Raw genomic sequence first — 11907 nt, 5'->3', positions numbered from 1 at the left:
CCCCCCCCCCCCCCCCCCCCCCCCCCCCGGCCCCCCGGGGCCCCCCGCCCCTTGGACCCGGCGGTGCGTGGGGCCCGGCGGTCCCTGGGGCTCGCCGCTGGCCCCGGCCGGTCCGTGGCCCCGGCCGGTCCGTGGCCCCGGCCGGTCCGTGGCCCCGGCCGGTCCGTGGCCCCGGCCGGTCCGTGGCCCCGGCCGGTCCCGGGCTCGCTCTTGACCTCGCCGGGCGCGCAGGGGGTTGCCGGTCCCGGGGCCCCGCCGATGGGGCCTGCCGGTCGCTGGGCCCCGCTGATGTCTGGGGGCCGCCTGGGGGCCGCCGGTCCCTTGGCCCCGCCGGTCGACTGGCCCGCCGTCCCCTGGGTGCCGCCGGTTTCTGGGCCTTGCCGCTGGTCCCGGCCGGACGGTAGGCCCCGCCGGTCCGTGGGCCTTGCCGGTCCCGGGCTCGCTCCTGACCCCGCCAGTCCCTGGGCCGCCGGTCCGGGCCCCGCCGGACCGGCGGCCCAGGGACTGGCCGGGGCCCGAGACACCGGCATCGCCTCTAGGCGCGGCGGCGGACCCGGTAGGCCACGCCCCGCTCGGCGGCCCGCTCGCCCACGTACGTCTGGCCCCGCATCTCGCACCAGGCCGGAATGTCCAGCCGGGCCGCCTCGTCGTCGGACAGCACCGTCACCACACCGCCCACCGGTACCTCGCCGATCACCTTGGCCAGCTCGATGACCGGGATCGGGCACCGCTTGCCGAGCGAATCGACCACCAGCTCGGGCTCGGGCCCCGACTCGGGCTCGGGGCAGGGCCCGCGGTCCCGGCCGGCGGCGGCTTCGGCCCGCCGCGGCGCGCCCAGGCGGTCGCGCACCCGCGCCACCACCCCCGGCAGCACCTCGAGGAAACGGTCCACCTCCGCCCCGGCCGTACCACGCGGAAGCGAGACCCGGACATTGCCCTCGGACAGCACCCCCATGGCCCGCAGCACATGGCTCGGGGTCAGCGTGGACGAGGTGCAGGAGGAGCCGGAGGAGACCGAGAACTCCGCCCGGTCCAGCTCGTGGAGGAGTGCCTCTCCATCGACATAGAGACAGGAGAAGGTCACCAGATGCGGCAACCGCCGCTCCGGATCGCCGACCACCTCGACCTCCGGTACCAGCTCCGGCACCCGCGCCCGGATCCGGTCCACCAGCCCCCGCAGCCGCTCCGCCTCGGCGGTGGCCTCCGCCTGGACGGCCCGCAGCGAGGCGGCGGCGGCGACGATGGCGGGGAGGTTCTCGAACCCGGGGGAGCGGCCCGATTCCCGCTCGTCGGCGGGCGGTGCCGTACGGAAGCGCACCCCCTTGCGCACCACGAGCAGCCCCACCCCCGCAGGACCGCCCCATTTGTGGGCACTTGCCGTCAGAAGCGACCAATTGCCCTCCGTGCGGCCCCAGCCGAGCGACTGCGCCGCGTCCACCAGCAGCGGTACGTCCGCCGCCGCGCACTCCTCGGCCACCTCGGTGGTCGGCTGCACGGTGCCCACCTCATGGTTGGCGGACTGCAGACAGGCCAGCGCCACCCCGTCCGGCGCCTCCCGCAGGGCCGCCGCGTACGCGTCCGGCGCGACCCGTCCGGTACGGTCCACCGGAACCTCGGTGACCGTGCCGCCGTCCGCCTCGTGCGCGTCCGCCGCGTGCAGCACCGAGGAGTGCTCCACGGCGGAGACGATCAGACGGCGCCCGGCGCGCCGCCGGCCCGCGAGCGCCCCCGCGATGCCGTCGTGCACGGCGCGTGTCCCCGAAGGAGTGAAGACGAGTTCGTCGGGGCGGCAGCCGACGGCCTCGGCCGCCGCCTCCCGCGCCGCGTCCAGCAGTAGCCGGGCGCGGCGCCCCTCCCGGTAGAGGCGCGCGGGGTCGGCCCACCCCTCGTCGAGGGCGGCGAGGAGCGCCTGCCGGGCGACGGGGTGCAGGGGAGCGGACGAGGCCGCGTCGAAGTAGGGCACATACCGAACGCTAGTCGCCGCGACCGCCGGACGGACGGGCCCGGCTCCCCGGGCCGGGAGCCGGGGTCGGGCCGTGCCGGAAGCCGTGCCCGAAGCCGGGCCGGGCAACGCCGCCGGAGCGCTCCTCGGGCCGGGAGCCGGGGTCGGGCCGAGCCGGAAGCCGAGCCCGAAACCGTGCCGGAAGCCGAGCCGGCCAACGCCACCGGAGCGCTCCCCGGGCCCGGAGCCGGGGTCGGCCGTGCCGGAAGCCGAGCCCGAAGCCAAGCCGGAACCCGGGCCGGAAAACGCCACCGGAGCCCGGGATTCCATCCCTTCGAGGAGCGCCCCGGCGCGTTGGGCACCCTCCCCGCGCGACCCCAAATGGCGTCCAGTAGGGTTTGGTCCGCATAAACATCCAAACCCCTGCCCGCACCGGGCCGGCGACCGACCAGACAGACGGCCGCGGCCGACCGCGCGGGCGAGACTCTCGGGAAGGCGCTACGTGAGTCCCAACGGCTCCGACCGCTCGTCGCGGCGCCCGGTGCGGCGGAAGCTGCTGCAGGCGCTGGCCGCGGGCTTGGTCCTGGCGACCGCCACCGGTTGCACATCGAAGGACTTCCCCCGCCTCGGAATGCCTACCCCCGTCACGGAGGAGGCGCCGCGGATCCTCTCCCTGTGGCAGGGCTCGTGGGCGGCAGCGCTCGCTACGGGCGTGCTGGTCTGGGGCCTGATCATCTGGGCGGTCATCTTCCACCGCCGCAGCAGGACCAAGATCGAGGTTCCCGCGCAGACCCGGTACAACATGCCGATCGAGGCGCTGTACACCGTGGTCCCGATCATCATCGTCTCGGTGCTGTTCTACTTCACCGCACGCGATGAGAACGCGCTCCTCAAGACCTCCAAGAAGCCCGACCACGTGATCAACGTGGTGGGCTACCAGTGGAGCTGGGGCTTCAACTACATGGAGAACGTGGACGGGAACCCCGCGACTCCGCAGAAGACCGCCAAGGAGATCTCCGCGATCCCCAAGCGCATGCTCAGCGCGGTCCCCAAGGGCGCCGAGGGCGTCTACGAGGTCGGCACCCCCGGTGAGCGGAACCCGCAGAACGGCAACCCGGGCCCGACCCTGTGGCTGCCCAAGGGCGAGTCGGTCCAGTTCATCCTGACCTCCCGCGATGTCATCCACTCGTTCTGGGTGATCCCCTTCCTGATGAAGATGGACGTCATCCCGGGCCACACCAACCGCTTCGAGGTCACCCCGAACCGCGAGGGCACCTTCAGGGGCAAGTGCGCCGAACTGTGCGGCGTCGACCACTCCCGGATGCTCTTCAATGTCAAGGTCGTGTCGCCGGAGCGTTACCAGCAGCACCTCAAGGATCTGGCGAAGAAGGGCCAGACCGGCTACATCCCGGCGGGCATTGCGCAGACGGACGCCGCCAAGAACGCGGAGACCAAGACATCGTGAGCATCCTCAACGAACCCCAGGGTGCCGCCGACACCGCCGCCTCGCATGAGCGGCAGTCGCCGGTACGCCGGAAGCAGCCGGGCAATCTCGTCGTCAAGTGGCTGACCACCACGGACCACAAGACGATCGGTACCCTCTACCTCGTCACGTCGTTCGCGTTCTTCTGCATCGGCGGCCTCATGGCGCTCCTCATGCGCGCCGAGCTGGCCCGGCCGGGTACGCAGATCATGTCGAACGAGCAGTTCAACCAGGCGTTCACCATGCATGGCACGATCATGCTGCTGATGTTCGCCACCCCGCTGTTCGCGGGATTCACGAACTGGATCATGCCGCTGCAGATCGGTGCGCCCGATGTGGCGTTCCCGCGGCTGAACATGTTCGCGTACTGGCTGTACCTCTTCGGCTCGCTGATCGCGGTGGGTGGCTTCCTTACTCCGCAGGGCGCGGCCGACTTCGGCTGGTTCGCCTACTCCCCGCTGTCGGACGCGGTCCGTTCGCCGGGTGTGGGCGCGGACATGTGGATCATGGGTCTGGCCCTCTCCGGCTTCGGCACGATCCTCGGTGCGGTCAACTTCATCACCACGATCATCTGCATGCGCGCTCCGGGCATGACGATGTTCCGGATGCCGATCTTCACCTGGAACGTGCTGCTGACCGCGGTGCTGGTCCTGCTCGCCTTCCCGGTGCTGGCCGCCGCGCTGTTCGCGCTGGAGGCGGACCGTAAATTCGGGGCCCATGTCTTCGACGCGGCCAATGGCGGCGCGCTGCTGTGGCAGCACCTCTTCTGGTTCTTCGGCCATCCAGAGGTGTACATCATCGCGCTGCCGTTCTTCGGCATCATCTCCGAGGTCATTCCGGTCTTTTCCCGGAAGCCGATGTTCGGTTACATCTCCCTGATCGCCGCGACCATTTCGATCGCCGGTCTCTCGGTGACGGTGTGGGCCCACCACATGTATGTCACCGGCGGTGTGCTGTTGCCGTTCTTCTCGTTCATGACGTTCCTCATCGCGGTGCCGACCGGTATCAAGTTCTTCAACTGGATCGGCACGATGTGGAAGGGATCGCTGAGTTTCGAGACCCCGATGCTCTGGGCGATCGGCTTCCTGATCACCTTCACCTTCGGCGGTCTGACCGGTGTGATCCTGGCGTCCCCGCCGATGGACTTCCACGTCTCCGACTCGTACTTCGTGGTGGCCCACTTCCACTACGTGGTCTTCGGCACCGTGGTCTTCGCGATGTTCGCCGGATTCCACTTCTGGTGGCCGAAGTTCACCGGCAAGATGCTGGACGAGCGGCTCGGCAAGATCACCTTCTGGACGCTGTTCATCGGCTTCCACGGCACCTTCCTGGTGCAGCACTGGCTGGGCGCCGAGGGTATGCCCCGCCGGTACGCCGACTACCTGGCGGCCGACGGCATCACCACGCTGAACACGATCTCGACCATCAGCTCCTTCCTGCTGGGCCTGTCGATCCTGCCGTTCCTCTACAACGTCTGGAAGACCGCCAAGTACGGCAAGAAGGTCGAGGTCGACGACCCCTGGGGCTACGGACGCTCGCTGGAGTGGGCGACCTCCTGCCCGCCCCCGCGGCACAACTTCCTCACCCTGCCGCGGATCCGTTCCGAATCCCCGGCGTTCGACCTGCACCACCCGGAGATCGCGGCGCTCGACCAGCTCGAGAACCACGGTGCGCCTGACGATGACAAGGCCCTCGCGGGTGGTAAGGAGGCCGGCAAGTGAAGGTCCAAGGCCGGATGTTCATCTGGCTGGCCGTCTTCATGCTCGTCATGGCGATCGTCTATGGCGTGTGGTCGAAGGAGCCGGCCGGCACCACGGCGCTCTTCCTGGCCTTCGGGCTGAGCATCATGATCGGCTACTACCTGGCGTTCACCGCGCGCCGGGTGGACGTCGGAGCGCAGGACAACAAGGACGCGGATGTCGCGGACGACGCCGGCGAGCTGGGGTTCTTCTCCCCGCACAGCTGGCAGCCGCTCTCCCTGGCCATCGGCGGCGCCCTGGCCTTCCTGGGCGTGGTCTTCGGCTGGTGGCTGCTCTTCTTCTCGGCCCCGATCCTCATGATCGGTCTCTTCGGCTGGGTCTTCGAGTACTACCGCGGCGAGAACGCCAACCAGTAGCCGGCTGACCGGCTGACGCGAGCGGGGCCCGGACACCTCCCCAGGTGTCCGGGCCCCGCTCGGCGTTTGCCCGCTCGGCGTTTGCCCGCTCGGCGTTTGCCCGCTCGGCGTTTGCCCGCTCGGCGTTTGCCCGCTCGGCGTTTCGCGCCCGGCCCGGCGTTTCGCGCCCGGCCCGGCCGCGGCCCTGGTGGTTCACCCCGCTGCCTCACTCCGCGCGCCGTTCACGGACGCCGTTCGTACGTTGAGTCCATGAGCCACACACCTCGATCACTCCGAAGCCGGGCGGCGCTCACCTGCGCCCTGCTGGTGGCGCCGCTGATAGCGGGTCTGAGCGGATGCGGGGGCTCTCCCGACCCCCTGTCCGCCAAGCCGTACGACGCCGCCGACCAGATCTCGTTCAGCGGTGACGGTGACGGCCGCAAGGCCGATCCGGACAAGCCACTCGAAGTGAAGGCCAAGGGCGACGACGGCCGGATCACGGATGTCACCGCCACCGACGCCGCGGGCCGCTACGTCCGGGGTGAGCTGACCGACGACGGCAAGCGCTGGCGCAGCACCGTACCGCTGGCCGCGGGGGCGCACTACACGCTGAAGGTCTCCACGGAGGATTCCAACGGCGCACCCGGCCGCCGCACCGTCGACTTCACCACCAACTCCGCCCACCGGCTGCTGAAGGTCACCTTCGGCCCCAAGGCGGGGGAGTACGGGGTGGGGCAGCCCGTCACGGCCCGGCTCAGCCGGCCCGTGAAGGACCCCTCGGCCCGTGCCCTCATCGAGCGCGCCCTGAAGGTGGACTCACGGCCCGCGGTGGAGGGTGTCTGGCACTGGGTGGACAGCCGCAACCTGCACTACCGTCCGAAGGAGTACTGGCCCGCCCACGCCACCATCACGGTGCACTCCAACCTCAAGGGCATCCGGATCGGCGGCGGGCTCTACGGCGGCGAGGCCAAGCCGCTGCGGCTGACCACCGGCGACCGCATCGAGGCCCTCACCGACTCCGGCACCCACCAGATGACGGTGAAGCGGAACGGCGTGCCGATCCGCACCATCCCGATTACTACCGGTATGCCCGGTTTCGACACCAGAAACGGCATCAAGGTGATCCTGGCCAAGGAATCCGCCGTGCGGATGACGGGCGCCAGCATCGGACTCGGCGCCGGCTCCTACGACCTGATGGTCTACTGGGCCACCCGGGTCACCAACAGCGGTGAGTACGTCCACGCCGCGCCCTGGTCCACCGGCTCGCAGGGCTACGCCAACGTCAGCCACGGCTGCACGGGCATGAGCACGGCGAACGCCGAGTGGTTCTACAACACCGTGCGCGTGGGCGACATCGTCGAGGTCGTCAACAGCAATGGAGAGGACATGGCGCCGTTCGGCAACGGCTACGGCGACTGGAACCTGGCCTGGGCCGACTGGCGCAAGGGCAGTGCCGTCGCCGCGGGGCAGCCCGAGGGCAGCTCCGCCGACTCCGCCCGGCTCCGGCCCCAGGTGTGAGGGGCGGTGACGGCGGTGAGGTCAGGCGCCCACGGCGAGCCGCTTGCGGAGCAGCCCGGCCAGCGCGTCCGCCAGGGCCACCGGGTCCACCGGATGCGCCACCGCGGCCTCCGCGCGGCTCCAGGTGGCCAGCCAGGCGTCCTGCGGGCGGCCGATGAGCAGCAGCACCGGCGGGCACTGGAAGATCTCGTCCTTGATCTGCCGGCAGACGCCCATCCCGCCCGCGGGCACCGCCTCACCGTCGAGCACACAGACGTCGACGCCGCCCTCCTCCAGCGCCGTGAGCACGGCCGGGAGGGTGGCGCACTCCAGGAACTCCACCGGTGGCAGATCGGCGGCGGGCCGGCGCCCGGCCGCCAGGCGCACCTGTTCGCGGGTGCTCGCGTCGTCGCTGTAGACCAGCACCGTTGCGGTCGGCCGCATCATGACCTCCGGGCGAAGTAAGTGATCTGCCGGGCTCCTGTGGCGGATGCTACTCCCGTACAGCCGTCCGGAGGAGGGGGCGTACGGATCTCTCCTCCCTTCGGGGGACTGTCGCGAACAACCCCGACGAGCAGCGTCGATGCCCTTGACGCGGCCCTTGACACTCCGAACGGGACCCCCGGGAGTGAGGGCTGGATAAGCGACCGACATAATGTCGGTCGTGGCGACAGCAACAGCAGTAGAAACCGGGCACGCGCACCCGTCGGTCAACCGGCCGAACCTCACCAGCGTCGGAACCATCATCTGGCTGAGTTCCGAGCTGATGTTCTTCGCGGCCCTCTTCGCGATGTACTTCACCCTGCGATCGGTGACCGGGGCGGCGCACTGGAAGGAAATGGCGTCCGCGCTGAACTTCCCGTTCTCCGCGACGAACACCACGATCCTGGTGCTCTCCTCCCTCACCTGCCAGCTCGGCGTCTTCGCCGCCGAGCGCGGCGACGTGAAGAAGCTGCGGACCTGGTTCGTGATCACCTTCATGATGGGCGCGATCTTCATCGGCGGTCAGATCTTCGAATACACCGAGCTGGTCAAGCACGAAGGGCTTTCGCTCTCGTCCGACCCGTACGGTTCGGTGTTCTACCTGACCACCGGCTTCCACGGACTGCATGTGACGGGCGGCCTGATCGCCTTCCTGCTGGTCCTGGGCAGGACGTACGCGGCCAAGAGGTTCACCCACCAGCAGGCGACGGCGGCCATCGTCGTGTCCTACTACTGGCACTTCGTCGATGTCGTCTGGATCGGCCTCTTCGCCACGATCTACATGATCAAGTAAGCCGGTCACCGTACCGGAACCACGTCCTTAACAGCATCGACGCAGAAGATCCTGACACCGGGGTAATCCGTGAAAAAGCTCTCCGCACGACGGCGCCATCCGCTGGCTGCGCTCGTCGTCCTACTCTTCGCGCTGGCGGTCACTGGGGGGCTGTACGCAGCGTTTTCGCCGAGCGAGGCGAAGGCCGACGACAGTTCCGCCCAGTCCCTCGCCATCGAGGAGGGCAAGAAGCTCTATGCCGTCGGCTGCGCCAGCTGCCACGGCACGGGCGGTCAGGGGACCTCTGACGGCCCGAGCCTGGTCGGCGTCGGCTCCGCCGCCGTGGACTTCCAGGTCGGCACCGGCCGCATGCCCGCGCAGCAGCCGGGCGCCCAGGTGCCGAAGAAGAAGAACATCTACTCGGACGCGGAGATCGAGCAGCTCGCCGCGTACATCGCCTCGCTCGGCGCCGGTCCGGTGACGCCCACCAAGGAGCAGTACAGCACCGACGGCGCGGACGTCGCGAAGGGCGGGGAACTCTTCCGTACGAACTGCGCGCAGTGCCACAACTTCGGCGGCAAGGGCGGTGCCCTCACCAACGGCAAGTTCGCGCCGTCTCTCGAAGGGGTCAGCCCCAAGCATCTCTACGAGGCCATGCAGACCGGCCCGCAGAACATGCCCTCCTTCCCCGACACCGTGATGCCGGAGAAGAACAAGCAGGACATCATCGCGTACCTCGACACGGTCAACAGCGACAAGTCCAAGAACCCCGGTGGCCTTGAGCTCGGCGGGCTCGGCCCGGTCAGCGAGGGCCTGTTCGGCTGGATCTTCGGTATGGGCGCGATGATCGTCCTCACCATCTGGGTCGCCGCCCGGACCGCAAAGGCCAAGAAGTCATGAGTAGCCACGAGATTTCAGAAGCAGAAGACAAGCTGCCGGAAGGGCGGGGGGCCGAGAGCGCCGTAAGGCCGGCCGACGATCCCTTCGCCGACCCGGGGCTGCCCCCGCACGAGCACCGCAAGCAGGACATCGACGAGCGGGCCGCGAAGCGCTCCGAGCGCACCGTCGCCCTGCTCTTCACGGTCTCGATGCTGGCCACGATCGCCTTCATCGCCGCCTATGTGGCGATCCCGGTCGACAAGTACATCTACGTCTTCCCGATCGGGCACATCAGCGCGCTCAACTTCGCGCTCGGCGTGACGCTCGGCATCGCGCTGTTCGCCATCGGCGCCGGCGCGGTCCACTGGGCCCGCACCCTGATGTCCGATGTGGAGATCGCCGACGAGCGGCACCCCATCGAGGCCAGCCCCGAGGTGAAGTCGAAGGTCCTCGAGGACTTCCGCAAGGGTGCGCAGGAGTCGAGCTTCGGCCGGCGCAAGCTCGCCCGTAACACCCTCTTCGGCGCGCTCGCGCTGGTGCCGCTCTCCGGCGTCGTGCTGCTGCGCGACCTCGGCCCGCTGCCGGGCACCAAGCTGCGGCACACCAAGTGGGCCAAGGGCAAGCGGCTGATGAACTACAACACCATGCAGCCGCTGCGCCCCGAGGACATCAGCGTCGGCTCGCTCACCTTCGCCATGCCCGAGGGCATGAGCGAGAAGGACCACGACTTCCAGACGGAGATCGCCAAGGCGGCCCTGATGCTGGTCCGGCTCCAGCCGGAGAACATCAAGGACAAGCGCGAGCTGGACTGGTCCCACGAGGGCATCGTGGCGTTCTCCAAGATCTGCACCCATGTCGGCTGCCCGATCAACCTCTACGAGCAGCAGACCCACCATGTCCTCTGCCCCTGCCACCAGTCGACCTTCGACCTCTCCGACGGTGGCCGAGTGATCTTCGGTCCGGCCGGTCACGCGCTGCCGCAGCTGCGGATCAGGGCCAACGACCAGGGATACCTCGAAGCCATGGGCGACTTCTCGGAGCCCGTCGGTCCTGCTTACTGGGAGCGCGGATGAGCACTGCAAGCGACAGCGGCGCGCAGCGCCGCGGCAAAGCGCCCGCGGGCGAGCGCGTCGCCGACTGGGCCGACGGCCGGCTGGGGATCTACAGCCTGGCCAAGGCCAACATGCGCAAGATCTTCCCGGACCACTGGTCCTTCATGCTGGGCGAGGTCTGCCTCTACAGCTTCATCATCATCATCCTCACGGGTGTGTACCTGACGCTGTTCTTCCATCCCAGCATGTCGGAAGTCACGTACCACGGACCGTACGTCCCGATGCAGGGCGTCAAGGTGTCCGAGGCGTTCGACTCGACGATGAAGATCAGCTTCGAGGTGCGCGGCGGTCTGCTGATCCGGCAGATCCACCACTGGGCGGCGCTGGTCTTCCTGTGCGGCATGTTCACGCACATGATGCGGGTGTTCTTCACCGGTGCGTTCCGCAAGCCGCGTGAGATCAACTGGCTGTTCGGCTTCCTGCTGTTCTTCCTCGGCATGCTGACCGGCTTCACCGGCTACTCGCTCCCCGACGACCTGCTCTCCGGCACCGGTCTGCGGTTCATCGAGGGTGTGTTCCTGTCCATCCCGGTGGTCGGCACCTACATCTCGATGTTCGTCTTCGGCGGCGAGTTCCCCGGTGAGGACCTCATCGCGAGGCTCTACCCGGTCCACGTCCTGCTGCTGCCGGGCATCATGCTCGGTCTGCTGGTGGCGCACCTGATCCTGGTCTTCTACCACAAGCACACGCAGTTCCCCGGGGCCGGAAAGACCGAGAAGAACGTCGTCGGCATGCCTCTGCTGCCGGTCTACATGGCCAAGGCGGGCGGCTTCTTCTTCCTGGTCTTCGGCGTGATCGCGGCCATCTCCGCGATCGCCACCATCAACCCGGTCTGGACCGTCGGTCCCTACCGGCCGGACCAGGTGTCCACCGGCGCCCAGCCCGACTGGTACATGGGCTTCGCCGAGGGTCTGGTGCGGGTGATGCCCGGCTGGGAGATCACCGCCTGGGGCCACACGCTGGTGCTGGGTGTGTTCATCCCGATCGTGCTCTTCCCGCTGGTCCTCTTCGCGATCGGGCTGTACCCCTTCGTCGAGTCCTGGATCACCGGCGACAAGCGCGAGCACCACATCCTGGACCGCCCGCGCAACGCCCCGACCCGTACGGCCTTCGGTGTCGCCTGGCTGACCGCGTACTTCGTGATGCTGATCGGTGGCGGCAACGACCTGTGGGCCACCCACTTCCACCTGTCGATCAACGCGATCACGTGGTTCGTGCGCATCGGGTTCTTCGCCGGCCCGGTCGTGGCGTTCATCGCCACCAAGCGGATCTGCCTCGGCCTCCAGCGGCGCGACCGCGACAAGGTGCTGCACGGCCGCGAGACCGGCATCATCAAGCGGCTGCCGCACGGTGAGTTCATCGAGGTCCACGAGCCGCTCTCGCAGGACCAGCTGTTCGCGCTCACCCAGCACGACCAGCCCGAGCCCTACGAGATCGGCCCGGAGGTCGACGAGAACGGGGTCAAGCGGAAGATAAAGCGTTCCCAGAAGCTCCGTTCCAAGCTCTCCAAGGGCTACTACGGCGGGGACAACGTCATTCCGAAGCCGACCCGCGAGGAGTACCACGAGATCACCAGTGGCCACGGCCACCACTGATCTCCCGGCACCTCTCGTCTGACGGTTTCCACGCTCGAGCAACGCCACA

Annotated in this window: 10 protein-coding genes; 8 read left to right on the top strand and 2 right to left on the bottom strand. The window is 69.0% G+C overall.

Annotation, left to right across the window (positions count from 1 at the left end):
* Positions 1-535: 535 nt before the first annotated feature.
* Positions 536-1963: a cysteine desulfurase/sulfurtransferase TusA family protein gene (locus tag AXW62_RS22925; RefSeq protein ID WP_060946171.1), complete on the bottom strand. Its 1428-nt coding sequence runs from the start codon at positions 1961-1963 to the stop codon at positions 536-538.
* Positions 1964-2444: 481 nt separating this feature from the next.
* Here AXW62_RS22925 and ctaC point away from each other — a divergent pair, with 481 nt between their 5' ends.
* From ctaC to AXW62_RS22905, 4 genes are all read left to right on the top strand, one after another.
* Positions 2445-3407: an aa3-type cytochrome oxidase subunit II gene (gene ctaC / locus AXW62_RS22920; RefSeq protein ID WP_060946170.1), complete on the top strand. Its 963-nt coding sequence runs from the start codon at positions 2445-2447 to the stop codon at positions 3405-3407.
* The gene (ctaD, locus tag AXW62_RS22915; RefSeq protein ID WP_060946169.1) at positions 3404-5146 is read left to right on the top strand and encodes an aa3-type cytochrome oxidase subunit I; all 1743 of its coding nucleotides are present in this window, start codon (positions 3404-3406) and stop codon (positions 5144-5146) included. Before ctaC ends, ctaD begins: the two co-directional genes overlap by 4 nt.
* Positions 5143-5541, top strand: a complete 399-nt coding sequence (locus AXW62_RS22910; protein WP_030831446.1) for a cytochrome c oxidase subunit 4 — start codon at positions 5143-5145, stop codon at positions 5539-5541. The genes ctaD and AXW62_RS22910 overlap by 4 nt, the downstream gene beginning before the upstream one ends.
* Before the next feature lie 249 nt (positions 5542-5790).
* A complete protein-coding gene (locus AXW62_RS22905; RefSeq protein ID WP_060946168.1) occupies positions 5791-7038 on the top strand; it encodes a L,D-transpeptidase in 1248 nt (415 codons plus the stop codon).
* A 21-nt stretch (positions 7039-7059) separates the two neighbouring features.
* Here the strand turns inward: AXW62_RS22905 and AXW62_RS22900 are convergent, their stop codons facing one another.
* Positions 7060-7461 (bottom strand): hypothetical protein, encoded by a 402-nt coding sequence (locus AXW62_RS22900; protein ID WP_060946173.1) that lies wholly within the window; start codon positions 7459-7461, stop codon positions 7060-7062.
* Between the two features lie 211 nt (positions 7462-7672).
* Between AXW62_RS22900 and ctaE the strand changes: the two genes are divergently transcribed.
* From ctaE to qcrB, 4 genes are all read left to right on the top strand, one after another.
* Positions 7673-8293, top strand: coding sequence for an aa3-type cytochrome oxidase subunit III (gene ctaE, locus AXW62_RS22895; protein WP_030831455.1), 621 nt, complete (start codon positions 7673-7675; stop codon positions 8291-8293).
* A gap of 69 nt (positions 8294-8362) precedes the next feature.
* Positions 8363-9172: a cytochrome bc1 complex diheme cytochrome c subunit gene (gene qcrC / locus AXW62_RS22890; protein WP_030831458.1), complete on the top strand. Its 810-nt coding sequence runs from the start codon at positions 8363-8365 to the stop codon at positions 9170-9172.
* Positions 9169-10224 carry a cytochrome bc1 complex Rieske iron-sulfur subunit gene (qcrA, locus tag AXW62_RS22885; protein WP_060946167.1) on the top strand — a complete coding sequence of 352 codons (1056 nt, stop codon included), beginning with the start codon at positions 9169-9171 and terminating at the stop codon, positions 10222-10224. The genes qcrC and qcrA overlap by 4 nt, the downstream gene beginning before the upstream one ends.
* Positions 10221-11858, top strand: coding sequence for a cytochrome bc1 complex cytochrome b subunit (gene qcrB, locus AXW62_RS22880; protein ID WP_060946166.1), 1638 nt, complete (start codon positions 10221-10223; stop codon positions 11856-11858). Before qcrA ends, qcrB begins: the two co-directional genes overlap by 4 nt.
* Positions 11859-11907 lie beyond the last annotated feature (49 nt).

Origin of the sequence: Streptomyces hygroscopicus subsp. hygroscopicus, from assembly GCF_001553455.1 — a bacterium.
GTDB classification, from domain to species: Bacteria; Actinomycetota; Actinomycetes; order Streptomycetales; family Streptomycetaceae; genus Streptomyces; species Streptomyces hygroscopicus.
This window is presented reverse-complemented; position numbering and strand designations above follow the sequence as displayed.